This is a genomic window from Prolixibacteraceae bacterium, from assembly GCA_019856515.1.
In the GTDB taxonomy this organism is placed as follows: domain Bacteria; phylum Bacteroidota; class Bacteroidia; order Bacteroidales; family Prolixibacteraceae; genus Halosquirtibacter; species Halosquirtibacter xylanolyticus.
Genome location: CP082230.1, coordinates 5,087,112 through 5,114,075 on the forward strand (window position 1 = coordinate 5,087,112; position 26,964 = coordinate 5,114,075).

The following is a 26,964-nucleotide window of genomic DNA, read 5'->3' on the forward strand; positions in this document are numbered from 1 at the left end:
TTTGATCTGTTCAAATCAGTCTAAATCTGTGGTGAGTTATTTATGAAATATATTATGAAGAAATTGAAAGTATTAACGGTGGTGGGGACAAGGCCTGAGATAATTCGTTTATCTCAAGTGTTGTTGAAGTTAGATCAGACACCATCGATCGAACATATATTAGTGCATACAGGTCAGAATTATGACTATGAATTGAATGAGGTTTTTTTTAAGGATTTGGGTTTGCGAAAACCGGATCACTTTTTGAATGCTGCAGGTGGTAATGCTACAACTACAGCAGGTCAAATATTAATCAATATCGATCCCGTTCTAGAAGAGGTGAAACCAGATGCATTTTTAGTATTGGGGGATACCAATAGTTGTCTATGTGCTATTTCGGCAAAGAAAAGACAAATTCCAATTTTCCATATGGAAGCTGGAAATCGCTGTTTTGATCAAAGAGTGCCAGAAGAGACTAATAGAAAGATTGTAGATCATGTCTCTGATATTAACCTTACGTATAGTAGTATCGCTCGTGAGTATCTTCTTCGAGAAGGAATACCTGCTGATAGAGTTATCAAAACCGGTTCTCCTATTTATGAAGTAGTTCATGCATATAAAGAGCAGATTGAAAGTTCGAATATTCTTACTCGATTGGATCTCAATAAAGAAAAGTATTTCTTGGTGTCTGCACATAGGGAGGAAAATATCAATTCCGATAATTTCTTGAAATTGGTTCTGGCATTAAATATTGTTGCAGAGACTTACGGATTGCCTATTATCATTTCCACTCACCCTAGAACAAGAAATAAAATTCAAGAGTTGGGTGTGGAATTTAACCCAATGATTCAATTAATGAAGCCTATGGGGTTTCATGATTACAATCATCTTCAGATTAATGCTAAAGCAGTATTGTCGGATAGTGGTACTATTTCTGAAGAATCATCTATTATGAATTTTCCAGCACTGAATATTCGAGAGGCACATGAACGTCCTGAAGCCATGGAGGAAGCATCTGTTATGATGGTTGGGGTGAATCCCGAGCGAATCTTACAAGGGTTAGCTGTTCTAGATACTCAGAAACGAGACGATGAAAGAATTCTGCGTCCTGTGTATGACTACTCTATGCCTAATGTGTCAGATAAAGTAGTTCGAATTATTTTATCTTATACAGATTATGTTAATATTAATGTATGGAGAAGATATGAAAAGTAATTTTCATGAAATATTGTTTAAGTGTGTTCCTGCATTTATTCAAAACGTGTTAATATCCATTAAGGGTTTAATTCAAAACAAGCAAAGGTATAAAGGTGTATATGAAAGATATCTTGATATATATTCTACGAGAGATAATACTGATTTAGAAATTAAGAATATACAAACTGATGAATTGATTGCTTTTGTTAACTATGCATGTAAACATTCTTCATTTTATCGAAAACTATATAGTAACATTGATATTGCTGAGCTCGATATTGATAACATTGATATCTTACCTATAGTTACAAAAGAAGATCTCCGTAGAAATATTAAAGATGTTTATACTATTAAGTCAGGAATTCGGAGTTTTACTGGGGGAACTACAGGAAAGTCACTTGAAGTAATCTTTACCAAAGAAGATTTTCAAAAAAGGATGGCCTATTTGGATGCCTTTAAGATTAAGTTAGGGTGTGACCCACATAATGCTCGTAAAGCAACATTTAGTGGAAGACATTTTAGTTCGATTTATTTTTTTGATAGAAATGTATTCTGGCGAAATAATTTTGCTTATAATCAAAGACTCTATTCAACTTTTGAGTTAACCCCAGGTAATATTCCGCACTACATAAAGAATTTGAATGAGTATAAGCCTAATCAAATTAATGGATTTGTTTCTGCTATATACATACTATCAAAGTATATAAATGAAAAATCAATAGAATTGAAATTTGTTCCTGATGGTATTTTTACAACATCAGAGACATTGACAGAATTTCATAAAATAGAAATTGAAAGAGCATTTAATTGTAGAGTCTATAATCAATATGCTTCTGCAGAGGGTGCTCCATTCATTACTGAATGCTCGGAATATAGTTTGCATTATAACCTTGATACTGGAGTAATTGAAATGGACCCTGATTCAGGTGAAATTATTGTAACATCTTTTACAAGTCATGGTACTCCATTGATTCGTTATAAAATTGGCGATAAAATAAAAATGAGTGGGCGAAAATGTAATTGTGGCTCATGTCATCCTGTAGTTGATAGTATTGAAGGTCGTATGGTTGATTATTTACAGTCTCCTGAAGGGAAGGTTGTAAGTTCTAGTCACATGTCAGATGTAATAAAAGGGATACCTAATTCAGTAATTAATGTCCAATTTGTTCAAGATAAGACCGATCATTTGAATATCAATCTTGTTGTGGATAAAAATGAATTTAAAGATTATCATAAAGAAAAAATAATAAATGCATTAATAGATCGGTTTGGAAAAGAAATGAAATATACATTTGGTTTCTTTTCATCTCTGCCACTTGAGAAAAGTGGTAAAATACCTTTTATAAAGTCACTATTATGAAAATAGCATTTTTAGGTGATTTAGCTCTGTTTGGTCGGTTTAACTATCTAGACAATAAGAGTTTCTCCATTGAGTATTTTAAAGATGTATCTATTTATTTAAAGAAGTTTGACTATGTTGTTGCTAATTTAGAGACTCCATTAACTAATTATACCAGAACTAGTGGCGTGAAATCAGCATATATTAAATCCATAGTTGAGAATGTCGAACTACTAAAGTATTTAGGTGTAAATATTGTAAATCTATCGAATAATCATATACTAGATTATGGAGAAGATGGGCTAAAGGAATCCATTACAATTCTAGAACTAAATAATATAAAATATTTTGGAGTTTATGACAAAGAGTTAGAGGTCGAGAATATTTGTTTTAAAGCATATACGTGTTATTCAACAAATCCCTTAGGTGTTTCTGATGGTAATGATTCAATATTAGCTCCATTATCAAAGAAACAGTTGTATTCAGATTTGTTTAAAATTCGAAATCGAGGTAAGATTCCTGTAATTTCTGCTCATTTTGGTTTAGAACATGTGAATAAACCTTCCTATGATCATATCGATTTATTTACTGAATTAGCAGAAAAGACTGATTTTATTCTTTATGGTCATCATCCTCATGTATTACAGCCAATTGTTAAATATAAGAGTTCGATTCTGGCTTATAGTTTAGGTAATTTCTGTTTTGATGATGTTTATACAAACAAAAGTACTGAACCCTTAATTAAATTAAGTCAGAACAATAAGGAGTCTGTAATTCTAGAGGTTGATTTTAATCAAAATAAAGGTTTTAATTTCATTTTAACTCCGATATATATAGGCAATGATTTTCTCGAATTACCTGCATCAAACAAAATTCTTGATAAGGTGAAGGATTACAACCATGACCTTAAAATTGAAAGAAATGAATATACCTTACAAAGGACAAAGTTTCTCCGAATGTATTATAAGGAACGTAAAAAAAAGAGAGATTTAAATTGGTATTTAAAAAGGTTAAACTTTAAATCAATAAGAATGATACTAAATGCTCGTTTTAATCATAAAATGTATCTTAGATCAATAATTGGAAAGTAATGTTTGGATATAAATTCTTAGTAACTGGCGGTGCTGGTTTTATTGGCTCAAATTTGATTGACTTCCTACTATCTCAAGGAGCTGCCGTTGTTTGTTTGGACAATTTTGCTACAGGAAAGAGAGAGAATCTTAATGATGCATCGAAAAACGATAGGTTTACATTGTATGAAGGAGATATTCGTAATTATGAAGATTGTCAAAAAGCAGTAGTAGGATGTGATTATGTATTGCATCAGGCTGCTTTGGGAAGTGTTCCACGTTCTATTGAGGATCCAATGGCTTCGACAGATGTTAATATTGGTGGATTTGTAAAGATGCTTCATGCAGCAAAAGAGGCAGGAGTGAAACGATTTGTTTATGCCGCTTCATCTTCTACTTATGGTGATCATCCAGATATGCCAAAGGTTGAGCATAAGTTTGGGAATGCTCTTTCTCCTTATGCTATTACAAAGTATGTTGATGAGTTGTATGCACGCAATTTTGCAGATCTATATGGGATAGAGTGTATTGGATTGCGTTATTTCAATGTGTTTGGTCGTAGGCAGGATCCTAATGGGGCTTATGCTGCAGTGATTCCTAAATTTGTTAGTAGTTTGATAAATCATGAATCTCCCTATATTAATGGGGACGGAAGTTATTCTCGTGATTTTACCTATATCGATAATGTTGTCCAGGCTAATATAAAGGCAGCTACAACTCCTACGAAAGATATTGTTTGTCAAATGAGTTTATATGCAAACGAACAAACGATTGACTTCGATGCTTCTCGTCCTTTGAGTGAAGTGATTAATATTGCCTATGGTGAAAGAACGACGTTAAATGATCTTGTTGTGTATCTCAAGGAGGCTTTGAGTGCATATGATTCAAATATTCTTAACGTGCCGACTGTTTATCGAGAGACGCGTAATGGTGATATTCCACACTCTTTGGCATCTATAAAGAAAGCTTCGGCATTAATTGGTTATCACCCTGAATATAGTGTAAGAGAAGGTATCTTAGAAGCATGTGGATGGTACTATAAAAACCTAAAATAGAGTTCTTAATTTATGAAAAAAATAGCAGTAATAGGATTAGGGTACGTTGGGTTACCTCTAGCAGTTGAATTTGGAAAGAAGTATCCTACTATAGGATTTGATATAAATATAGATCGTGTCACGGAATTACAAGAAGGAAAGGATCATACTTTAGAGGTTACTGAGGATTACTTGCAAGAAGTTCTTTCTGGATCTAATGATAATGTTGGTATTTGTTTTTCTAGTAATATAGAGGATCTAAAAGAAGCAAACTTTTTTGTGGTGACAGTTCCTACTCCAACAGATAAACATCACCGTCCTGTGTTAACTCCTCTCGTAAAAGCATCAGAAACCGTTGGTGCTGTTTTGAAGAAAGGTGATATTGTGGTTTATGAATCAACAGTATATCCAGGTGTAACTGAGGATGAGTGTGTACCAGTATTAGAGAGAGTTTCTGGTTTAAAATATAATGAGGATTTTTTTGTGGGATACTCGCCAGAAAGAATCAATCCTGGAGACAAGGAGCATACGGTAACTAAGATTAAAAAGGTAACCTCAGGATCTACACCTGAGATTGCAAAAGTAGTGGATGGAGTTTATAAAAGTGTGATTGTCGCTGGGACTCATCTTGCTGCTACTATTAAAGTAGCTGAAGCAGCAAAGGTGATTGAGAATTCACAAAGAGATATCAATATTGCCTTTGTGAATGAGTTACATAAGATATTTAACTTATTAGATATCAATACGTATGATGTTTTGGAGGCTGCTGGAACCAAATGGAACTTCTTGCCGTTTAAACCTGGAATGGTTGGGGGACACTGTATTGGAGTAGATCCATATTACTTAGCTCAAAAGGCGCAAGAAGTAGGATATCATCCTGAGATTATCTTGGCTGGACGACGTATGAATGATGGTATGGGTCCATATTTTGCACATGACATTGTGAAGAAAATGATTCTAAACGATATCCCCGTTAAAGGAGCTAAAGTGCTTGTGTTAGGAATAACTTTCAAAGAGAATTGTCCTGATATTCGAAATACTAAAGTAGTAGATTTGATTCATACATTAGAGGAGTATGGTATTGATATATCTGTTTATGACCCTTGGGCTAATTGTGATGAAGTTCAGAGTGAATATGGGATTTTTTGTGAGAATGATATTGAGTCGATGAATTCAGATTATACAGTTTTAGCTGTAGCTCATAATGAGTTTAAGGATGTAGCTGTGGATTATTCGATCAAGCATATATGATTAAACTTATTCGAATAACGACAGTTCCTGTTTCTTTACATACTTTACTTAAGGGGCAATTGTCATACGTAAATCGATTTATACGTGTGATTGGGATTTCTTCTCCAGGAGAAATGTTAAATGAAACAAAAAGTCGAGAAGGTATTGATGTTTTTTCTGTAAAAATGAAACGTAAGCCAAGTCCTTTGATAGATATTATTTCTATTTTTCGTTTATACAAGAAGATGAAAGAGGAGAAACCAGACATTGTTCATACCCATACTCCTAAAGCAGGGATGTGCGGTATGATTGCAGCCAGGCTTTCAAAAGTGCCTATTAGGATACACACAGTAGCTGGGATGCCTTTGATGGAGAGTGTTGGAATTAAAAGAAAGTTGTTCTTATTTATAGAAAGATTGACATATAATTGTGCATCTTTAGTATTGCCAAACTCTAATGGTTTGTATGAATTTATCCTTTCTGAAAAGTTGGTCTCTTGTGATAAGTCAGAAGTTATAGGCTTTGGAAGCAGTAATGGTATTGATACTTCTTTTTTCTCGATAGATAAAATAATGCCACATACTAAAGTGCTATTGAGAGAAAAATACACAATTAGGCAAGACGATGTTGTTTTACTTTTTGTCGGGCGTTTGGTTGGTGATAAAGGTATAAATGAGTTGGTCGCATCATTCAAAAATATTCAGCAAAAACATTCAAATCTTAAGTTGTTATTAGTTGGGCCAAGAGAAGATCATTTAGATCCTTTAGAATCAGAGACGATTAATGAAATACTAAATAATCCCTACATTGTTGAAGCAGGATGGCAAGGTGATGTGAGACCTTTTATGGCTATCAGTGACATGTTGGTGTTCCCAAGTTATCGGGAAGGTTTCCCCAATGTCGTTATGCAGGCTGGTGCTATGGGGTTGCCTTCTATTGTTACAGATATTAATGGTTGTAATGAGATTATTGTAAATGATCAAAATGGAGTTATTATTCCTCCAAAGGATAGCCAAGCTTTGACTAAAGCTTGCTTGAATTTGATTGAGGATGATAATAAAAGAATACGTTATGCTTCGTGTGCTAGAGAGATGATTCAAAATCGGTATGAACAACAGTATGTGTGGAGTAAAATGTTGAAGATGTACAAAGAACAGTTAGATAAAGCTGGAGTTAAGAATAGTATTGTAATACCATCATACGAATGTATCTCAAGAAAATAAAACCAATTTTAGATTTTATTATTTCATTCATTGGATTTGTTATAGTAAGCCCTTTACTATTTATTGTGACTATCCTTCTATTTCTTGCCAATCAAGGTAAACCTTTTTTCTTTCAAAAACGTCCTGGTTTACATGGAAAACCTTTTTATATCATCAAGTTTAAGACAATGAATGATAAACGTGATGATGAAGGAAACTTGATGTCAGATGCAGAACGTTTAACTAGAATTGGGTCATTCGTAAGAAAAACAAGTATAGATGAGTTACCTCAATTAATTAATGTTCTAAAAGGCGATATTAGTCTTGTTGGACCTCGTCCCTTGTTAATGGAGTACTTGCCTTTATATAATACAGAGCAAGCTAGACGTCATGAAGTGAAACCAGGGATTACAGGATGGGCACAGGTTAATGGACGAAATTCCATCAGCTGGGAAGAGAAGTTTCGATTAGACGTAGAGTATGTAGATAACTGTAGCTTATTATTAGATTGTAAAATTCTGTGGATGACGGTAAAGAAAGTATTGGTGCGTGATGGTATTAGTGCTGAAGGTGTTGTCACGATGGATAAGTTTACTGGTAGTACTAAGTAATTCTAAAGAGAAATATAACATGAAGCGTATTTGGGATTGAAGCGCAAGAGATGGCACACTGATGAAACTTATGGCACGGATGAACACTGATTTTTATTGTAGTTGAAGCGCACGAGATAGCACACTGATGAAACAGATCTTTTTTGTTCTTGAAGCGTTAGTTGGATGAACCGCTAAAACGCAAAGGAGCAAGGATGAAACACAGGATTAAAAGGTTTATTAAAATTATTGATAATGATATATATATATGGAGCAAGTGGTCATGGAAAGGTCGTGTTAGATGCTTTGACTTCTTCCAATATTAAAGTCGATGCTTTTATTGATGATGACGAATCAAAGAAGATTTTCATGGAACTACCTGTGTTTCGTTCTCGTCTAATAAAAAGTCATGATAAAGTATATTGGGGTATTGGTAGTTCGTCAATTCGAAAAATAATAGCTCAAAAAATTAATTGTAATTGGTGTAATCTCATTAGTAACAGTTCTATTTGTTCTAATACTGCTAGAATTGGGATTGGTTCTGTGGCATTGCAAGGTGCAGTAATTCAATCTTCTGTTGAAGTTGGAGATCATGTTATTGTAAATACGAATGCTTCTATAGATCATGATTGCATGATTGGTGATTTTGTTCACATAGCTCCTGGTGTTACTGTTTGTGGAGATGTTACCATTGGAAATAATTCTTGGATAGGAGCAGGTGCAGTTGTCATTCAAGGAATAAATATTGGCAGTAACGTGATAGTAGGAGCTGGAGCAGTTGTGCTAAAGGATATTCCAGATAATGTTATTGTAGTTGGTAATCCTGTTAGAATCGTAAAAGAGAATAATAAATGAAAACTAAGATATGGCTTTCGTCTCCCCATATGGGAGGAGAAGAGCAAGCTTTTGTTAAAGAGGCTTTCGATAAGAATTGGATCGCTCCTTTGGGACCTAATGTAAATGGTTTTGAAGAAGATCTACAAAAATATAATGAAATCACTGCAGCAGCAGCTTTGAGTGCTGGAACAGCAGCATTGCATTTGGCTATGATTCTTTTGGGAGTGAAGACTGGTGATGATGTGATCGCTTCGTCTTTTACTTTTTCGGCTACCATTAATCCTATTACTTATCTTGGTGCTACCCCTGTATTGGTGGATAGTGAGAGTGAGACATGGAATATGTCTCCAGTTCTATTAGAGGAGGCTATTAAAGATAGAATATTTAAAGGAAAGAAACCTAAGGCTATCATGGTGGTGCATCTTTATGGTATGCCAGCTCAAATGGATGAAATCCTTAAGGTGGCTGATAGGTACAGTATACCAGTGATCGAAGATGCAGCAGAGGCGTTAGGAAGTAAACTTAACGGACAGGCTTTAGGTACATTCGGAAAGCTTGGTGTGTACTCTTTTAATGGAAATAAGATTATTACTACTTCTGGTGGAGGTGCATTGGTTTCTGATGATAAAGAGATGATAGCCAAAGCTCGTTTTTTGGCTACACAGGCTAGAGATGCAGCACCGCATTACCAACATTCGCACATTGGATTCAATTACCGTATGAGTAATATCGTGGCGGGTATCGGTCGTGGACAGATGTTGGTGTTGGATGATCATATTGCACTGAGAAGAGCAAACCATCAATTCTACCAAGATCTTTTTAAAGATGTGGTTGGGGTAGAGGTGTTTACTGAACCTGATGAGAAATATTTCTCTAACCATTGGTTGAGCTGTGTGACAATGGATCCAGAAGTGTGTGGTGTGTCTAGAGAAGATTTGAGGTTGGCTATGGAGAACGAGAATATCGAATGTCGTCCATTATGGAAACCAATGCATATGCAGCCAGTGTTTGCCGATTGTCCTTTTTATGGGGATGGTACTTCGGAAAGATTATTTGAGATCGGGCTGTGTTTGCCTTCAGGGTCAAATATGAGTGAAGCAGATCGCGAAAGGATAGCAGCGGTGGTGAAGACTGTGTTTAAGTAGAAAAGAACCACAAAGGCACAAAGACGGGTTGTTGTGCAGAGGATAGCACACAGATAAAAATCACCACTAAGACACGAAGGCACAAAGACGGGTTGTTGTGCAGGGGATAGTACACAGATAAAAATCACCACTAAGACACGAAGGCACGAAGACGGGTTGTTGTGCAGGGGATAGTACACAGATGAGAATCACCACTAAGACACGAAGGCACAAAGAAAATAATATAGCCACGGATTAGACGGATGAAACGGATTCCCGCGGATTATGGTTGTGGTATGTGAGGAAAAGAACCACTAAGACACAAAGGCACGAAGCTGGTTGAAGTGAAGTGTTTAGGCGCAGGGGATGGTACACAGATCTTTAAAGATTACCACGAAGACGCTAAGACACGACGGAGTTGAAGCGCAAGAGACCCTGATCATGGATTAGGTGAATTTATGAGGATTTGAAATATATAGAGACACAATGATGGTGTCTAAGAAATGACATAGCCATGGATTTGGATTTGAAGAATATGATGTTGAAATAATATTGATATATAAGCACCTTGGAATGTAAATTTCAGGGTGTTTGTGTTTTAAAATGAATATAAAATGTTAATTGACGATAGTTTATTGGATGATGTTTGTGTTAAAGCAGAAGCATCTGAGAGAAAAAGGATGAATTATAATTTTCATGATTCGGCTGAGGCTCCTTTGCAAAGGATGTTGAATGCACTGCAAATTGGAACGTATTTGCGTCCGCATAGACATCTAACTCCAGAAAAAGATGAGGTGTTTATCTTGCTAAGAGGTAGGTTGGCTGTTTTCTTTTTTAATGATAAAGGTGAGGTCGTTGAGTCGGTTATCTTGGATCGAGATAAGGGGAAATATGGTGTGGATATTCCTGCCGGACAATGGCATGGATTACTGGTGTTGGAGGATGACTCCGTAATCTTTGAAGTGAAGCATGGTCCCTATGAGCCATTGTGTAAGGAAGACTTTGCTCCATGGTCACCTGCTGAAGGTGAAGACGGGGTGCAAGCATATATGAAAGAGCTGAAACGTTATTTGTAGCCACGGATTAAAAAGAACCACAAAGTATATTTTGGTTGATGTGTGATAGAAGGGAACCACGAAGGCACAAAGACACGAAGGTTGATTAAGATACACAAAAGAGACCTGGGTGAAGAAATGTGACCACGAAGGCACTAAGACACGAAGGTTGATGCGTAAGTGGTAATGAACCGCTAAAACGCTAAGGGTTGTGGTGCAAGGGGATCATGGAAAATTGAACATCTAACCTTGAATAAGTGTTGTTTCTTATGTGTTGATTTAAATATATAATGAAAATGAGGGAGTTCGAATTTATTGCAAATCAAATAATTGATAGCTCTTATGATGTACATGTCGAAATGGGACCTGGTTTACTTGAATCTGTTTATCAGAAATGTTTGATATACGAATTAAGGTTGAGAGGGTTTTCTGTTCAAAGAGAAGTGTCTATTCCTCTTCAATATAAAGGCGTTTCGTTAGATAGTGAATATCGTATAGATATATTGGTGGAGAATCAAATAATTATTGAACTTAAATTGGTTCAAGAAATTTTACCGATACATAAGGCACAATTATTATCTTACCTAGATTTGGCGACTTAACAAAAAAGAATGAAGAGATCTTTATTTATATTATTGATTATCATTATCTTAAACTATTGAAAACAAAATTATTTGATTCACTTTTAAGAAATACTCTTGATCATGTCAACGATAACAAAAATAGGTATTTCACGCTCCAAATTATCAGATCGAGCTGGACTATCACTGATTATGAATTTTATTAAAAACATTGGATTCTATTCCCTAGTATCAAACAAGTTTCTATCAAAGATCCCCTACAGTGGGTATGGTTTAACATTGGAATCATTTTTTTGTCAAATGGTCGCACATTTTATTGATGGAACTCACAGTTCAATCTGTTCCTTTGATAGAAAAAAACTCAGTGCATCATATGCACCCGTTATTGGTGTTGAAAAGAATGAATTAGCCTCTAGTTTTCAAATAAAACGATTCATAGTAAAACTGTCACAACTATCAAACAGTGAACTGTCTGAGATTCTAAATGAGCTCTTTATTTGGCGATTACTACATGAAAAGCCTAAGGTTATTGTTCTTGGGGTAGACACAATGGTAATGGACAACAATTATTCAGAAAAGAAAGAAGACAATAAACCGACGTATAAAAAAGTAAAAGGTTTTCAACCTCTTCATATATCATGGGAGAACTCCCTTATAGATGTCCTATTTCGTCCTGGTAATCATCACTCTAATCATGGCAATGATTATACCGAGAGAGTAAAACATATTGTAGATTTGATTAGATCTCGTTATAGCGAATCTGTCCCTATAATCGTTTGTTCAGATAGTGGCTTTCTAGATGAAAAAGCATTCAACTTTTTTGATCAGTTGAATATCTCTTTCATTACAACAGGAAAAATGTATAAAGACATAACCTCTGAACTAGAACACATTAAATGAGGTGATTGTGAGAAATATACTAATGGAACGTTACAATGGGATCTCTATGATTTTGGCAATAAATTAAAGAGCTGGAGTAAGTTTTGGCGCTGCATCGCAACTTCATTGTCTCGAGAAGAAGATGGTCAGAGGGTATTAGATCTGTCAGGTCCTGACAATCTGATTTACACCAATATTGGAAAAAATAAAATCTCAGACGAACGATTAAAAAAAGTAGATATGAGTGATGTTTTAACTGCGAAAGGTATAGTTCAGTTATCTCACCATAGAGGTGCAGACGAATTAATTCATCGTAGCCTAAAAGAGTTGGCTACTACTGAATCATTGCCATTTAAGAAATTTAATCAGAATAAGGTCTATTACTATATTCTGGCAATGAGCCATTCACTTTTTGAGGCCTATAAGAATGACATTTCCTACGATAAAATATCGGCCAAAGCATATCCAAATACATTTAGAAGAAAATTAATCGATTTTGCTGGTGAAATTGTTGAAGGAGGAAGAAATACAACTTTAAGAATCGCAAAAGAGGTACAAGAAGAATTTGATATTAAAGAATTATGGGAAAGATGTTTAAAACCTCCAATTGTATTATTTACAGCAGCTTAGTGTTTTAATCTTGTATTGAAAGAAAAATTAAACCGAACGGTAATGGGAAAGGTATACCCTAAAATAAAAAGGTAGAGTTAGTATCGTAATAGAAATCTAAAATATGACTAGAATAAGACCAAAAACTTACGAGAAAACACTCTTGCTTCAAAAAAAAATGAGATGGCGACTTTGATTTATGCTGATAATCTATAGTCGCCAAATTTAGGTCTTACCTAAAGATGACAGATTGCCATTTGGGGTTTCTTATAAACTTTAATGTCCCATTGATCAAAAATGGAATTTGTCGGATGGTTAATTAATATTGTAGAAAATAGTTTTGTGATACGATATTTTTCTTTGTGCCTTCTTTCCCAGCATTTCATACTGGGCTATGTTCTATTTCCCTTTCAGGGAATACTTCAACCCTTCGTGTCTTTGTGTCTTCGTGGTTCATTTAAATGATCCGTGAAAATCCATTAAATCCGTGGCTATATTATTTTCTTCGTGTCTTAGTGCCTTCGTGGTTCATTTAAAAGATCCGTGGAAATCCATTAAATCTGTGGCTATAATTTTTCTTTGTGCCTTCGTGTCTTAGTGGTTCTTCTATGATCCGTTCAATCGTGGCTATAATTTTTCTTTGTGACTTCGTGTCTTTGTGGTGCTTTTTCTTCTTCTTGCGTATCTATATGCTACATGATGCGGAGGTGAGTTCAGCGTTTTACCTGTGTGCTATAATCTTTTTTAAAATGCCATATTTGTCTTTGACAGGTATGGTATTTTTTGTTATTTTTGTTTCTATTCTGGGAAGGGTGCTTGGGCATCGGTGGGACGGGTAAATACTAAATCCCTTAGGATGAAACGCTTTTTTATTTTTATTTTATTGCCTTGGTTCTTTTATGGAGAGCTGAAGGCCCAAATGCAGGCATCTGTATCTTCAGCTATTGTTTTTGGCGGAGAGGAGCAGACGCCTTTCTTTATTTATAGTGGACAGGAAGGCCAAGTGCTTCAAACAGATCAATTCTTCACTCCCTATCTTTTTATGGATGTCGGATATAATACTATTTCAAAGCGTAAGAGGTGGACTTTTACTTCTAAAGTGAGTGGTTATGTTACTAGTCAACCAGATCAAAATATGCTGGTGTTAAACCAATATTATGCCGCTGCTACTTATTTGGGTTTTCGACTCTCTTTGGGTGCAGAATCTACGAGCCCTCGATATGGTGGTTTGTCCTTAACCAATGGAGATATGTTGATGAGCAATAATGCCCGTCCTTATCCTAAGGTAGTGTTCTCTACGGATGGTTATATTGCTCTGCCTTTTGGTGTTTTGTCCAAGTGGATAGAGTGGTATGCTGAGTATGGAGAAGGTGTACTCAATGATGACCGCTATGTGGATCGACCTCATCTGCATCAAAAGAAATTTCATTTGAAACTAATGTTACCTCATGGATTTAGTGTGACGGCTGGATTAGATGACTATGTGATGTGGGGTGGTTCTTCTCCTAAATATGGTGAGCTCGATGAATCGTGGCAGGGCTATTGGGATGCTATTATGGGAAATGCAGCTTCTAGTGATGGTTTGATTGGAGATCAAATGAATGTCGCAGGAAATCATGTGGGACAGCATGTTTTTCGTGTCGGTTATGAAGTGAAAGATTTTGAGTTGGAGGGTTATTATCTGCACCTCTTTGAGGATGGCTCTGGGAAAGATTTTATGAACTTCCCAGATGGTACATGGGGTGTCTGTTGGCATAAGAAAAAAAGATCTTGGTTGGAGACGGCGGTGGTGGAGTGGACTATCACCAAAGACCAATCGGGTACAGAGCATATTGCTGGGCAACCTTCAGGAAAAGATAACTATTTTAATCATGGGGTGTATGCTTCTGGCTGGACTTATTATGGACGTACTATAGGGACTCCATTGATGGTGCCACGCAAAAATGATCAAGGTTTTGCCTCTACTAGAATGGAAGGTTTATATGTTGGTTTGGGTGGAACTGTTCAAGACAGATGGCGGTGGGAGCTGCGCAGTGCCTACTGGAAACACTATCGATGGTATTATAAGGATGATCCTAAGAGTTATGGATCTAATAAAGGATATCCTAAAGAACAGTGGAGCCTTGGAGCGAGGGTGTTATATCGATTGAGTGATAGGTGGGGTTGTCGAGTAGATATGGCAATGGATAGAGGTGATGTGGTAGGGGATAACATCGGGGTGATGTTCGGAGTGAAGTACCAAATAAAATAATAGCCACGGATTGGACGGATCTTTTAAATGAACCACGAAGACACAAAGGCACAAAGAAGATAATATAGCCACAGATTAGACGGGTTAGACGGATCTTTTAAATTAACCACGAAGACACAAAGACACGAAGGGTTGAAGTGCACGGGATGGGACACTGATGAAACAGATTTTATTTGTTGTTGAAGTGTTCCCTGAAGGGGAAATAGAACATAGCCCAGTATGAAATGCTGGGAAAGAAGACACAAAGAAAATATTTAGCCACGGATTGGACGGATTTAATGGATTTCCACGGATCATTTAAATTAACCACGAAGGCACAAAGACACGAAGAAAATAATATAGTCACGGATTGGACGGGTTAGACGGATCTTTTAAATGAACCACGAAGACACGAAGGCACAAAGAAGATAATATAGCCACAGATTAGACGGATCTTTTAAATTAACCACGAAGACACAAAGATACGAAGGGTTGAAGTGCACGGGATGGGACACTGATGAAACAGATTGGACTGATGAACACAGATCTTATTTGTGGTTGGAGCCTAGGGAAACAAGGAAACTTAGCCTCGGATTAGACTGATGAACACAGATCTTTATTATGGTTGATACGCAGGATTGCACACAGATGAAACAGATTAGACTGATGAACACAGATTTTTATTGTGGTTGAGGTGCATTGAGGAAAGAACCACGAAGACACAAAGACACGAAGGGTTGAAGTATTCCCTGAAGGGGAAACCGAATCTAGCCCAATGGTGGAGACCATTTCTTGACCGCAAGGTCAAGATATCGGTTGGAGCCTTGGGTAAAGAAGTCCCCCACAACCAAGGGCTGAAGGCCTGTCCGAAAAACAGTATTGCCACGGATTGGACGGATTAGACGGATTTCCACAGATCTTTATTGGGGCCATGATGCCGAGCGGAGCACCCCGTTCCCAGCGGTTGAAACGCATGGATGTATTGCCACGGATTGGACAGATTTTCACGGATCTTTGTTGATGTACAGGGGATTGGACACAGATGAAACAGATTAGACTGATGAACACAGATCTTTATTGTGGTTGAGGTGCATTGAGGAAAGAACCACGAAGACACAAAGATACGAAGGGTTGAAGTGCACGGGATGGGACACTGATGAAACAGATTTTTATTGTGGTTGAGGTGCATTGAGGAAAGAACCACGAAGACACAAAGACACGAAGGGTTGAAGTATTTCCTTAAGGGGAAGGCGAACCTAGCCCAATGGTGTAATGACTATGTTGCGCGGTAGCATTTGATAGGAATGGAGTCTTGGGACAGAGTGGTTATGGTTTGAGGATGGAATACAGTTTGACACGGATCTTATATGATTTGTGTTTCTGTTTTAGCTATCTTGTTATAATATGTCTACTATATTTTATTGTTGAGTTAATATTTGCGAGGTGTGTTGTTTTGCTGTTGATTAATAGTTTGTTGTGTGGTTGTCTCGACTCTTTTTTATGATTGGCAAATGTAACGTTTTGTTAAGAAATAGGGGGTTGTTAAGATTTGTAGTGTTTAATATAAATGTTTATGTTATATTAGCATAATCTTAACAGATTATTTAGTTGTGTATATGAAAAAGAGACTTACAGAGTACTGGATGCATCGCTTTCTACCTAAAAGTGTGGTGCTCGGTATGGATATGATAGTGGTGGCAATCACTTTTGTTTTTACATATTTTTTACGTTTTAATCTCGAGTGGTTAAACGTGGATGTGTCTACAATGTATATGCAAACCGGTTTGGTTTCCCTTGTTTATCTGATTTTTTTCTTGGGTTTTAAACCATTCTCTGGTGTAATACGTCATACTACTTTTCATGATGGACTATTGATTGTTAAAGCCAATCTCTCTGCGACAATTTTTATGCTACTAGTTTCTATGGGAGGAAGATCTTTCGATGGAATGAGATCATTTACTATCCCATATTCGGTTATTATTGTACAACTTTTTTTGGTGACTTTCTTATTGATCGCTTTGCGTGTTGCTATTAAAGTGGTATATCACCGAATGATGGCACCAGCCCAAGGGGTACCTGTGGCTATTTTTGGTGCCGGAAGTTTAGGGATGACCACCATGGAGGTGCTTCGAAGGAATAAAAGACCTAATTATCGAGTGGTCGCTTTTATGGATGATTTATCGTCTCTAAAAGGAAAAGCCATTGATGGCGTAAAAGTCGTTGGAGGTGTGGATGCAATTGGTCGACTGGTTGCTTTGGGTTGTCAAGAGTTGATTATCTCAGTACATCCCAAGAACTTGGCTCCTGGACTTAAGAATAAGCTTGCCAATAGGGCATTAGAATTAGGTATTAAGGTGAAGGAGGCTCCCGATTCGGAAGAGTGGATTGAAGGCTCTTTTGGTGCCCATCAAATTCGAGAAGTAAAGGTGGAGGATTTATTAGAACGCTCTCTGATAGATATACATATGGATCGAATTGCCGAAGGGTTGGCAGGATCAGTGGTTATGGTTACCGGTGCTGCAGGTTCTATAGGCTCTGAAATTGTAAGGCAAATTATCTCTTTCGAACCGAAACTTTTGTTATTGGTTGATCAAGCAGAGTCGGCGCTGTATGATTTGCAAAATGAGATCAAAGAGCGTGACTATAAAGGGAGCTATCATGCGATTGTTACGGATGTTTCCAATCGCCATCGTATGACCCATTTCTTTGATAAATATAGACCAACGCATGTTTTTCATGCCGCTGCTTACAAGCATGTGCCATTGATGGAGGAGCAACCATATGAGGCAGTACGTGTAAATATAGGAAGTTGCAAAACAGTGGCTGATCTATCTATTAAATATGGTGTGTCCAAGTTTGTGATGGTATCTACCGATAAAGCAGTGAACCCAACCAATGTGATGGGGGCATCGAAGCGAATTTGTGAGATGTATGTGCAAGGTTTGGCTTCGCAAGAGGGGATAAGAACACAGTTTGTGACCACACGTTTTGGTAATGTGTTGGGATCGAATGGTTCTGTGGTACCTCTATTTCAACGACAGATACGTTTGGGCGGACCTGTATGTGTGACACATAAGGAGATTACTCGTTATTTTATGACAATACCAGAGGCTTGTCGTCTGGTGTTGGAAGCTGGTTTTATGGGCCAAGGGGGGGAGATATATCTCTTTGATATGGGATCTCCTGTGAAAATTTATGAGTTAGCAAAGAAGATGATCCGACTTCATGGTTTGGTGCCATATGAAGATATAGATATAAAAGTAGTGGGGCTGCGTCCCGGTGAAAAACTTTATGAAGAGTTATTGGCTAATAAAGAGAACACCCAACCGACGCATCATGAGAAAATTATGATTGCGAAAGTAAGGTCGGTTGTCTTTAAAGAAGTGCAGAAAGCGGTTGAGTCGTTACTGTATAGTATTGATGAAGAGGGGGAGGATATATTGGTGGCTCAAATGAAAGCCCTGGTCCCTGAGTTTGTCTCTAATAACTCTGTATATGCAAAATTGGATCCACCGAAGCAGCAGGTAAAAGTTGAATAAGAATGATAAAAGGCTATTCGTAACCATTTATGAAAACAATATTTAAAAATTATAGAAGTAGTGTTCGAAGGTCGATCCTACTTTTTCTTATCTCGTTGACAGGAACGACTCTTGTTGCAAAAGAGACGTTTTGGGATCGATTGGAAATTGGAGCGGGGTTGGGGCCGACAAAGTTTACTGGTACAGTAAATATGTCTAGTGGTGATTTTCTCGGGTTCTATCGAACGGATGGTAACAGTATCGGTTTGGCATTTACTCCCGAATTTAGATTACATCTCAATGATTATTTTGCATTAGACATGCATATGTCTATTGCGACTTTATCGGGTAATGTAACCTATAATGGAGATCCAACAGGAACTTCTGTAACGGTAACTCCAGGTACACAGAGAGCATATAAGACGACCATGTATAATTTCATTCCCATGGTGAATTTTAATGTTATTGAAATGGTAAACCCTGGTGCTGGTCAAGATTTTGCATTGATGGTTCGTGGGGGTATTGGGATGAGTTATTGTGGAATACAGACTTTGCCATTTACACCAGAAGATAAATTGTATGATTTTGGTGAGAGTTCACATTGGGTGTTGACGGGTGCTGGAGGAGTAGTTTTGAAGAAGTCTTTAGATAGCCATTGGAGTCTCTTTGGTGCTTTTACTTTTTTGCTTTCTGCTACTTCAAAAGTGGATGCATATTACTTGGATAGTAAACCTGTTAATGAAGGCATTCCTATGTCTGAGGGTAGTATGTTGCCCTTTGCGGGGGATAGCCATGCATATATGTCATTTGGTGTCTCATATCGTTTGGGTGGTGTCAGTAGTGTTGGAGGTCGTCGTTATAAATCTAAGAAGATGAATGCTCGATCACTAAACCGTAGACGTAAGAAGTATCGTAGTCCTTGGGTGAAATAGACTTTGTGATGCAACGATTAAAATATATTTTAGTTATTATATTGGGGTTGTTGTCTATATCATTTGTATATGGACAACAATCTTCTGATATGGAGGAGATACCTCGAATACCATGGGATGCCTATACGATCTTAAATATTAGAGATTTTGGTATTGCTCCAGTGAAAAAAGAGGTGCCTTTTCATTCTCAAGGACAGTGTGGTATTGAAGATCAAACACATTTCTTGTATTTCCTTTTTAAAAGAAATCTCAATAAGCAGGTTGTAGCCTATTTTGATCCTAACCATTCGTGGATTAAACGTGATGGAAAAACGATTCCAATGTCTTTACAGTATGAGCAGACTATCTTTGATATGTATGAGGTGGCAGCTCGACGTCTAAGAAAGAAATACCGTGAACATAATCGTTGGAAATTGGTGTTTGGTGCTGCCAGAGAGATTCAAAAGGAGGTGTATAATGATTTAAATCGTCGTATCTACTCCTACCGAATTACTTCGAACTATGGTACTGGAGAGTTCCAACAGATGAAGTGGAGGTATGAGGTGAAGAGAGATGTCTCTTCTTTGGAAATCTTTGCTTATGATGCTAAGATAGAGAAAGAGGTGGATAGAGAGAAGCGAAAAGAGCTTCGTCGTCATAAGAAGATCTTGGCTAAAGAGAAGCGAGATGCCAAACGTCTACAGAAAGAGCAAGAGAAAGCAATGATGAGGGCTGAAAAGGAACAGCAGGAGATGGATGAGTAGCTTGTTGAAGTGCAAGGGAAAAGAAACACGAAGGGTTGAAGCGCAAGGGATGGGACACAGATGAAACAGATTGGACGGATTTTCACGGATCATTTAAATGAACCACGAAGACACGAAGGCACGAAGGCACGAAGGCACAAAGAAGATAATATAGCCACGGATTAGACGAATTGGACGGATTTTCACGGATCATTTAAATTAACCACGAAGACACGAAGACACAAAGAAAATAATATAGCTGCAGATTAGACGGATTTTTACGGATCATTTAAATTAACCACGAAGACACAAAGAAAATAATATAGCCACAGATTTAATGGATTAGACGGATTTTCACGGATCTTTTAAATTAACCACGAAGACACAAAGACACAAAGAAAATAATATAGCTACAGATTAGACGGATTTTGACGGATCATTTAAATTAACCACGAAGACACAAAGGCACAAAGAAGATAATTTAGCCACAGATTTAATGGATTTTCACGGATCATTTAAATTAACCACGAAGACACAAAGACACGAAGGGTTGAAGTGCACGGGATGGGACACAGATAAAAATCACCACTAAGACACAAAGACACAAAGAAAATAATTTAGCTACAGATTAGACGAATTGGACTGATTTTCACGGATCATTTAAATTAACCACGAAGACACGAAGGCACGAAGAAAATAGTATTGCCACGGGTTAGACGGGTTAGACGGATTTCCACGGATCTTTTAAATTAACCACGAAGACACGAAGGCACAAAGAAGATAATATAGCCATGGATTAGACGGATTAGACGGATTTTCACGGATCTTTTAAATTAACCACGAAGACACAAAGGCACAAAGAAGATAATATGTAACTACTCAGGTTCTTCAGATAGGTTTTAATCGACAAAAACTTCAAACACGTTGATTTAATGTACAATGTTGATAGATAACAATGTATTTGTTGATTACTTTTAGTTGTTATCTTTTCTATTTTGACCATATGAATAGATCTTTGCAGGCATGAACAAAGTTGATCGTTTAGAAAAAGAAAATAAGGCATTAAAAGAGCAAGTACAATCTTTACTGGCAAAATTAGACATTGTTATGTCGGAGGTAAGAGCTTTGTCAGAAGAAAATGCGATGCTTCATGCTAAGGTTAAGACTTTTGAAGATCAACTATCACGTAGTAAGAAAAATAGTGGTAATAGCAGTTTTCCTCCATCTAGAGATTTATCGACAGTAAAGAAGAATCAATCTCTTCGCAAGAAATCTAATAAAAAATCAGGAGGTCAACTTGGTCATAAAGGCATGACTTTATTTCAAGATGCCACACCGACCGATATCGAATCTCATCATCCTTTAGGTAAGTGTAGTTGTGGAAACACATTGAATCCTGAGGATGCTAAGTTGCTATGCAAGCGTCAAGTTTTTGATATCCCCCCTGTTATTGACCCTATATGTATTGAGCATCGTCTTTATGAGAATAGATGCAGTTGTGGACAAATCCATAAAGGAGCTATGCCATCCAATGTTAATGCACCAGTTCAATATGGTCCCAACATACGTTCGCTAATTCTTACCTAAATTTGGCGATTATAGATTATCAGCATAAATCAAAGTCGCCATCTCATTTTTTTTTGAAGCAAGAGTGTTTTCTGGTAAGTTTTTGGTCTTATTCTAGTCATATTTTAGATTTCTATTACGATACTAACTCTACCTTTTTATTTTAGGGTATACCTTTCCCATTACCGTTCGGTTTAATTTTTCTTTCAATACAAGATTCAAATACTAAGCTGCTGTAAATAATACAATTGGAGGTTTTAAACATCTTTCCCATAATTCTTTAATTTCAAATTCTTCTTGTACCTCTTTTGCGATTCTTAAAGTTGTATTTCTTCCTCCTTCAACAATTTCACCAGCAAAATCGATTAATTTTCTTCTAAATGTATTTGGATATGCTTTGGCCGATATTTTATCGTAGGAAATGTCATTCTTATAAGCCTCAAAAAGTGAATGACTCATTGCCAGAATATAGTAATAGACCTTATTCTGATTAAATTTCTTAAATGGCAATGATTCAGTAGTAGCCAACTCTTTTAGGCTACGATGAATCAATTCGTCTGCACCTCTATGGTGAGATAACTGAACTATACCTTTCGCAGTTAAAATATCACTCATATCTGCTTTTTTTAATCGTTCGTCTGAGATTTTATTTTTTCCAATATTGGTGTAAATCAGATTGTCAGGACCTGACAGATCTAATACCCTCTGACCATCTTCTTCTCGAGACAATGAAGTTGCGATGCAGCGCCAAAACTTACTCCAGCTCTTTAATTTATTGCCAAAATCATAGAGATCCCATTGTAACGTTCCATTAGTATATTTCTCACAATCACCTCGTTTAATGTGTTCTAGTTCAGAGGTTATGTCTTTATACATTTTTCCTGTTGTAATGAAAGAGATATTCAACTGATCAAAAAAGTTGAATGCTTTTTCATCTAGAAAACCACTATCTGAACAAACGATTATAGGGACAGATTCGCTATAACGAGATCTAATCAAATCTACAATATGTTTTACTCTCTCGGTATAGTCATTGCCATGATTAGAGTGGTGATTACCAGGACGAAATAGGACATCTATAAGGGAGTTCTCCCATGATATATGAAGAGGTTGAAAACCTTTTACTTTTTTATACGTCGGTTTATTGTCTTCTTTCTTCTCTGAATAATTGTTGTCCATTACCATTGTGTCTACCCCAAGAACAATAACCTTAGGCTTTTCATGTAGTAATCGCCAAATAAAGAGTTCATTTAGAATCTCAGACAGTTCACTGTTTGATAGTTGTGACAGTTTTACTATGAATCGTTTTATTTGAAAACTAGAGGCTAATTCATTCTTCTCAATACCAATAACGGGTGCGTATGATGCACTGAGTTTTTTTCTATCAAAGGAACAGATTGAACTGTGAGTTCCATCAATAAAATGTGCGACCATTTGACAAAAAAATGATTCCAATGTTAAACCATACCCACTGTAGGCGATCTTTGATAGAAACTTGTTTGATACTAGGGAATAGAATCCAATGTTTTTAATAAAATTCATAATCAGTGATAGTCCAGCTCGATCTGATAATTTGGAGCGTGAAATACCTATTTTTGTTATCGTTGACATGATCAAGAGTATTTCTTAAAAGTGAATCAAATAATTTTGTTTTCAATAGTTTAAGATAATGACAATCAACAACATAAATAAATATTTCTTCGTTTTTTTTTGTTAAGTCGCCAAATCTAGGTCTTAGTCTGCATATAGAGCACTATATCCCTTTAAATCGTATTAGTACGCTAGTAGAAGAGCTGACTTCATATAAAATAGGAGATAGAACTAGTGACAATATTTTAAAACATGCAGAAAAGGTATTCACTCCTCTATATGAATCACTACGTCAATCTATTGAAGATGCCAATATAGTTGGATCTGATGAAACAGGTTGTAAAATAGATGGCAGTAAAGGATGGATGTGGGTTTGGCAAAATTATGAACTAACTTTTATTACAGCTCACAGATCTAGAGGTTATAAAGTTGTGGTAGAAAATTTCAAAGATGGATTTACTAACGCTACTTTAGTAAGTGACTGTTATGCTTCACAACTGAAAACTCCAGCCAAACATTATCAGCTATGCTTAGCACATTTACAGCGTGAATTGATCTATATCAAAGAACAGACCACCAACAACTGGGCACAAGATATTTTAGACCTTTTTACTGCATCGATGAAATTAAAACGGGAATCTGAAGAGAGCGATTTCCCTCTAGACAAAAATGCTTCATTTAAAACCAGATTAATAGAACTCCTGAAGATCGAGACCTACGATAATCAACTCGATGAAATCAGAACATTACGGAAACGATTAATGAAAAAAATAGATAGTGTATTTACTTTCTTAAATCATTATGAAGTCCCGTTTGATAATAATGCTTCGGAAAGAGCAATGCGTAATATCAAGGTAAAACAGAATGTGTCTAAGGGATATCGAACAGAAGAAGGGGCGCAGAGGTATGCCATGTTGCGATCTATAACCGACACATTAAAGAAACAAGGAAAGAGTGTTCTAAACATGATCGCATATTGGCTATCATGCAATAATGTTGCTGTAAGCTGGGAATAGACAACTTTGGAGTATATCTTTTTGAACCATTATTTAAAATTTAATAAAAACTAAACTATAATACTACCTGAGTAGTTACGATAATATAGCCACGGATTAGACGAATTATATATTTAAAAAAGAGATAGCTTTTCCTTAAGTTATAAATGTTTTAGGCTAGGTTTATCCGACTTTATAGGAAGGTAATAGTCGTTTATGAATCAATATTTTAGATGTTAATTTGTGTTTGTATTTGATTCTGGCATGTAGTATTGTTTTGTGTTTTACATTGTTTTACAATATGTTAGGTGTGTTTTTTTTGATGTTTTAAGGTTATGTTTTTTGATACTTTTTTATTAATTTTGTAAAACATATCCCTTTCATCTCTGATTGTTTTGACCTCAATGTAATCAAAAAGAACTATTAAATTTTTAGATAGGGAGTGAACAGTAACTATTTAACCTCTATCTATTATGAAGAAGAAACTACATTTGTGGTTGGCTGAACATTTTGTCTCAAGAACTTTGATTTTTGGGATAGATATATTTTTGGTTTTACTCTCTTACGTTTTTGTTCAAGTTTTATGGCTTTGGCATACCCATGTCATCATTTCTTTTTCAGATTCTCTCTTTTTGATTTTTTCTATTATTTTTTCTTATGGTACCATGTTCTGTTTGTTTAAATCTTATGCTGGGATTATCAGACAGAGTACATTTCGTGATATAAGTTTGATATTTGGTGCCACTGCTTCTGCTTTTGTGATTCTCTTAGCCATTAGTATTTTATCCTCTTTGTTTGGCAATAATTCGGCATGGACCAATACCCAACTGTTTGTACATTCTGCCTGTAGTTTTATGGGACTCTTCATGTGGAGAATGGCCATTAAGATTGTTTACTATTACGGTTTTGGTAATCGACCCAAGGAGTTTACAAAGGTGGCAATATATGGTGCAGGAGCCTTTGGGCGTACTACATTGCAAGTGTTAAAAGGATCGAGTAAGCCTGTTTATGAGGTTGTGGGATATTTGGATGACAATCCTTCATTAAAAAATAAGTATGTATCTAATATTCCAGTATTGGGAGGACTCGATTCGATTTTAATTATTAAAGAGTTAGGTGTAACCGAGGTGGTCTTATCTATAAATAAAAACGTTCTTTCTAGAGAGATGAGACAATCCATTACAGATGGTTTAATTAATGCTGGTATTCAAGTAAAAGTAGCTCCTGAAACTGAGAAGTGGATGGATGGAACTTTTGATGTACAACAGATTCAAAAGGTTCGGATAGAGGATCTTCTTGCTCGAAATCCAATAGAAGTGGATATGAATAGAATTGCTACTGGTTTGCATCATAAAATTGTGATGGTTACAGGAGCCGCGGGATCTATTGGCTCAGAGATAGTTCGCCAACTGATACGTTTTGATATTAAAAAGTTGATTTTGATAGATCAAGCTGAAAGTGCTTTGTATGACCTTCAACAAGAGTTGAGACAGAAGAATATTGTGATTGATGTTGTGAGTCTCGTTGCAGATGCTTCCAATGAGTTTCGTATGAACACTATCTTTAAGCAGTATGTTCCTCAGGTTGTTTTTAATGCTGCGGCATATAAACATGTTCCATTAATGGAGGAGAATCCGTATGAAGCTATCCGCGTAAATATAGGTGCTTGTCGTGTTCTTTCAGAATTGGCAGTAAAATATAATGTGGAGAAATTTGTCATGGTATCTACAGATAAGGCTGTTAATCCTACCAACGTAATGGGTGCATCTAAACGTATCTGTGAAATGTATGTTCAGGCATTAGCCTTGAGAAAGGATCATAGAACTTCATTTATAACTACTCGTTTTGGAAATGTGTTGGGCTCTAACGGGTCTGTGATACCATTGTTTGAGAAGCAGATTGCTGCAGGTGGACCTGTAACGGTTACACATAAAGATATTACACGATATTTTATGACCATACCAGAGGCATGTCAGTTGGTGCTTGAGGCAGGTTTTATGGGTAGAGGTGGTGAGATATTCTTGTTTGATATGGGAAAGCCTGTGAAGATATATCAGATGGCACGTAAAATGATTAAGTTAAGTGGTTTAGAACCGAATAGAGATATTAAAATAGAAGTAACTGGCTTGCGTGATGGAGAGAAGTTGTATGAAGAACTTTTGGCAAATGAGGAGAATACTCTGCCTACACATCACAAAAAGATAACTATTGCGAAAGTACGTACCGTCGATTATAGTGAAGTCTCAGCTAGAGTAAAGTGTCTGATGGATAGCTTAAATGTTGTTTCGGACATCACTCTTGTTAAACAGATGAAAGAGTTGGTGCCTGAGTTTGTATCTAACCATTCTCAATATTGTACATTGGATAAGCCGAATAAAGTGGATATAAGAATTGGAAGAAGAGAAGCTTTCGAAAAAGAGGCGGTTAATGATGAGGTGTAGAATAACTCCTGTTGTGAATAAAATTGATCATGAATAGATTGAGGCGCAAGGATGGAAAGAACCACGAATTACACAAAGAAAATAATATAGCCACAGATTTAACGGATTGGACAGATTTTCACGGATTTTATTGAGCCAGGTAGAGGCGCGATGCTCGCGTCTAATAAAATGTTTAGCCACGGATTAGACTGATTTTTACGAATCATTAAATTAACCACGAAGACACAAAGGCACAAAGAAAATG

Annotated in this window: 22 protein-coding genes; 21 read left to right on the forward strand and 1 reads right to left on the reverse strand. The window is 36.4% G+C overall.

The features are described from left to right. The first annotated feature begins 54 nt into the window (after window positions 1-54). From wecB to K5X82_18785, 19 genes are all read left to right on the forward strand, one after another. Window positions 55-1,194, forward strand: coding sequence for a UDP-N-acetylglucosamine 2-epimerase (non-hydrolyzing) (gene wecB / locus K5X82_18695; protein QZT37230.1), 1,140 nt, complete (start codon window positions 55-57; stop codon window positions 1,192-1,194). Further along, the gene (locus K5X82_18700; protein ID QZT37231.1) at window positions 1,184-2,536 is read left to right on the forward strand and encodes a hypothetical protein; all 1,353 of its coding nucleotides are present in this window, start codon (window positions 1,184-1,186) and stop codon (window positions 2,534-2,536) included. The genes wecB and K5X82_18700 overlap by 11 nt, the downstream gene beginning before the upstream one ends. Continuing rightward, window positions 2,533-3,606 (forward strand): CapA family protein, encoded by a 1,074-nt coding sequence (locus K5X82_18705; GenBank protein QZT37232.1) that lies wholly within the window; start codon window positions 2,533-2,535, stop codon window positions 3,604-3,606. Before K5X82_18700 ends, K5X82_18705 begins: the two co-directional genes overlap by 4 nt. Next, window positions 3,606-4,640, forward strand: a complete 1,035-nt coding sequence (locus K5X82_18710) for an SDR family oxidoreductase (protein ID QZT37233.1) — start codon at window positions 3,606-3,608, stop codon at window positions 4,638-4,640. Before K5X82_18705 ends, K5X82_18710 begins: the two co-directional genes overlap by 1 nt. Window positions 4,641-4,652: 12 nt before the next feature. Then, window positions 4,653-5,870, forward strand: a complete 1,218-nt coding sequence (locus tag K5X82_18715; GenBank protein ID QZT37234.1) for a nucleotide sugar dehydrogenase — start codon at window positions 4,653-4,655, stop codon at window positions 5,868-5,870. Beyond that, complete coding sequence (locus K5X82_18720) at window positions 5,867-7,072, forward strand: glycosyltransferase family 4 protein (GenBank protein ID QZT37235.1); 1,206 nt, start codon at window positions 5,867-5,869, stop codon at window positions 7,070-7,072. The genes K5X82_18715 and K5X82_18720 overlap by 4 nt, the downstream gene beginning before the upstream one ends. Continuing rightward, window positions 7,054-7,662: a sugar transferase gene (locus tag K5X82_18725; GenBank protein QZT37236.1), complete on the forward strand. Its 609-nt coding sequence runs from the start codon at window positions 7,054-7,056 to the stop codon at window positions 7,660-7,662. Before K5X82_18720 ends, K5X82_18725 begins: the two co-directional genes overlap by 19 nt. A gap of 234 nt (window positions 7,663-7,896) precedes the next feature. Further along, window positions 7,897-8,496, forward strand: a complete 600-nt coding sequence (locus K5X82_18730) for an acetyltransferase (GenBank protein ID QZT37237.1) — start codon at window positions 7,897-7,899, stop codon at window positions 8,494-8,496. Then, complete coding sequence (locus tag K5X82_18735; GenBank protein ID QZT37238.1) at window positions 8,493-9,623, forward strand: aminotransferase class I/II-fold pyridoxal phosphate-dependent enzyme; 1,131 nt, start codon at window positions 8,493-8,495, stop codon at window positions 9,621-9,623. The genes K5X82_18730 and K5X82_18735 overlap by 4 nt, the downstream gene beginning before the upstream one ends. A gap of 593 nt (window positions 9,624-10,216) precedes the next feature. After that, window positions 10,217-10,678 carry a WbuC family cupin fold metalloprotein gene (locus tag K5X82_18740; protein QZT37239.1) on the forward strand — a complete coding sequence of 154 codons (462 nt, stop codon included), beginning with the start codon at window positions 10,217-10,219 and terminating at the stop codon, window positions 10,676-10,678. A gap of 275 nt (window positions 10,679-10,953) precedes the next feature. Further along, window positions 10,954-11,259, forward strand: coding sequence for a GxxExxY protein (locus K5X82_18745; GenBank protein QZT37240.1), 306 nt, complete (start codon window positions 10,954-10,956; stop codon window positions 11,257-11,259). A 102-nt stretch (window positions 11,260-11,361) separates the two neighbouring features. Continuing rightward, window positions 11,362-12,138 (forward strand): transposase, encoded by a 777-nt coding sequence (locus K5X82_18750; GenBank protein QZT37241.1) that lies wholly within the window; start codon window positions 11,362-11,364, stop codon window positions 12,136-12,138. Window positions 12,139-12,243: 105 nt separating this feature from the next. Then, window positions 12,244-12,747: a hypothetical protein gene (locus K5X82_18755; protein QZT37242.1), complete on the forward strand. Its 504-nt coding sequence runs from the start codon at window positions 12,244-12,246 to the stop codon at window positions 12,745-12,747. 221 nt (window positions 12,748-12,968) lie between these two features. Further along, on the forward strand, window positions 12,969-13,049 hold the full coding sequence (locus K5X82_18760) for a GxxExxY protein (GenBank protein QZT39160.1): 81 nt from the start codon (window positions 12,969-12,971) through the stop codon (window positions 13,047-13,049). Window positions 13,050-13,582: 533 nt separating this feature from the next. Then, entirely contained in the window at window positions 13,583-14,977 is a 1,395-nt protein-coding gene (locus tag K5X82_18765) for a capsule assembly Wzi family protein (GenBank protein QZT37243.1), read from the forward strand. 1,595 nt (window positions 14,978-16,572) lie between these two features. After that, window positions 16,573-18,495, forward strand: a complete 1,923-nt coding sequence (locus tag K5X82_18770; protein QZT37244.1) for a polysaccharide biosynthesis protein — start codon at window positions 16,573-16,575, stop codon at window positions 18,493-18,495. 29 nt (window positions 18,496-18,524) lie between these two features. After that, window positions 18,525-19,406, forward strand: coding sequence for a hypothetical protein (locus K5X82_18775; protein ID QZT37245.1), 882 nt, complete (start codon window positions 18,525-18,527; stop codon window positions 19,404-19,406). An 8-nt stretch (window positions 19,407-19,414) separates the two neighbouring features. Then, a complete protein-coding gene (locus tag K5X82_18780) occupies window positions 19,415-20,149 on the forward strand; it encodes a hypothetical protein (protein ID QZT37246.1) in 735 nt (244 codons plus the stop codon). A 1,002-nt stretch (window positions 20,150-21,151) separates the two neighbouring features. Continuing rightward, complete coding sequence (locus K5X82_18785) at window positions 21,152-21,715, forward strand: DUF6444 domain-containing protein (protein ID QZT37247.1); 564 nt, start codon at window positions 21,152-21,154, stop codon at window positions 21,713-21,715. A 204-nt stretch (window positions 21,716-21,919) separates the two neighbouring features. On the opposite strand, the gene K5X82_18790 is transcribed toward K5X82_18785, so the two are convergent. Then, a complete protein-coding gene (locus K5X82_18790; protein QZT37248.1) occupies window positions 21,920-23,305 on the reverse strand; it encodes an IS1380 family transposase in 1,386 nt (461 codons plus the stop codon). Between the two features lie 77 nt (window positions 23,306-23,382). On the opposite strand from K5X82_18790, the gene K5X82_18795 reads away from it, so the two are divergent. Together K5X82_18795 and K5X82_18800 are read left to right on the forward strand one after the other, a co-directional pair. Next, window positions 23,383-24,300: an IS66 family transposase gene (locus K5X82_18795; protein QZT39161.1), complete on the forward strand. Its 918-nt coding sequence runs from the start codon at window positions 23,383-23,385 to the stop codon at window positions 24,298-24,300. Window positions 24,301-24,752: 452 nt separating this feature from the next. Continuing rightward, window positions 24,753-26,720, forward strand: a complete 1,968-nt coding sequence (locus K5X82_18800) for a polysaccharide biosynthesis protein (GenBank protein QZT37249.1) — start codon at window positions 24,753-24,755, stop codon at window positions 26,718-26,720. The last annotated feature ends 244 nt before the right edge of the window (window positions 26,721-26,964 follow it).

Bases quoted from the DNA above. Each gene is read 5' to 3' on its own strand.
- wecB (QZT37230.1), top strand. From the start codon at position 55: ATGAAGAAATTGAAAGTATTAACGGTGGTGGGGACAAGGCCTGAGATA.
- K5X82_18700 (QZT37231.1), top strand. From the start codon at position 1,184: ATGAAAAGTAATTTTCATGAAATATTGTTTAAGTGTGTTCCTGCATTT.
- K5X82_18705 (QZT37232.1), top strand. From the start codon at position 2,533: ATGAAAATAGCATTTTTAGGTGATTTAGCTCTGTTTGGTCGGTTTAAC.
- K5X82_18710 (QZT37233.1), top strand. From the start codon at position 3,606: ATGTTTGGATATAAATTCTTAGTAACTGGCGGTGCTGGTTTTATTGGC.
- K5X82_18715 (QZT37234.1), top strand. From the start codon at position 4,653: ATGAAAAAAATAGCAGTAATAGGATTAGGGTACGTTGGGTTACCTCTA.
- K5X82_18720 (QZT37235.1), top strand. From the start codon at position 5,867: ATGATTAAACTTATTCGAATAACGACAGTTCCTGTTTCTTTACATACT.
- K5X82_18725 (QZT37236.1), top strand. From the start codon at position 7,054: ATGTATCTCAAGAAAATAAAACCAATTTTAGATTTTATTATTTCATTC.
- K5X82_18730 (QZT37237.1), top strand. From the start codon at position 7,897: ATGATATATATATATGGAGCAAGTGGTCATGGAAAGGTCGTGTTAGAT.
- K5X82_18735 (QZT37238.1), top strand. From the start codon at position 8,493: ATGAAAACTAAGATATGGCTTTCGTCTCCCCATATGGGAGGAGAAGAG.
- K5X82_18740 (QZT37239.1), top strand. From the start codon at position 10,217: ATGTTAATTGACGATAGTTTATTGGATGATGTTTGTGTTAAAGCAGAA.
- K5X82_18745 (QZT37240.1), top strand. From the start codon at position 10,954: ATGAGGGAGTTCGAATTTATTGCAAATCAAATAATTGATAGCTCTTAT.
- K5X82_18750 (QZT37241.1), top strand. From the start codon at position 11,362: ATGTCAACGATAACAAAAATAGGTATTTCACGCTCCAAATTATCAGAT.
- K5X82_18760 (QZT39160.1), top strand. From the start codon at position 12,969: ATGACAGATTGCCATTTGGGGTTTCTTATAAACTTTAATGTCCCATTG.
- K5X82_18765 (QZT37243.1), top strand. From the start codon at position 13,583: ATGAAACGCTTTTTTATTTTTATTTTATTGCCTTGGTTCTTTTATGGA.
- K5X82_18770 (QZT37244.1), top strand. From the start codon at position 16,573: ATGAAAAAGAGACTTACAGAGTACTGGATGCATCGCTTTCTACCTAAA.
- K5X82_18775 (QZT37245.1), top strand. From the start codon at position 18,525: ATGAAAACAATATTTAAAAATTATAGAAGTAGTGTTCGAAGGTCGATC.
- K5X82_18780 (QZT37246.1), top strand. From the start codon at position 19,415: ATGCAACGATTAAAATATATTTTAGTTATTATATTGGGGTTGTTGTCT.
- K5X82_18785 (QZT37247.1), top strand. From the start codon at position 21,152: ATGAACAAAGTTGATCGTTTAGAAAAAGAAAATAAGGCATTAAAAGAG.
- K5X82_18790 (QZT37248.1), bottom strand. From the start codon at position 23,305: ATGTCAACGATAACAAAAATAGGTATTTCACGCTCCAAATTATCAGAT.
- K5X82_18800 (QZT37249.1), top strand. From the start codon at position 24,753: ATGAAGAAGAAACTACATTTGTGGTTGGCTGAACATTTTGTCTCAAGA.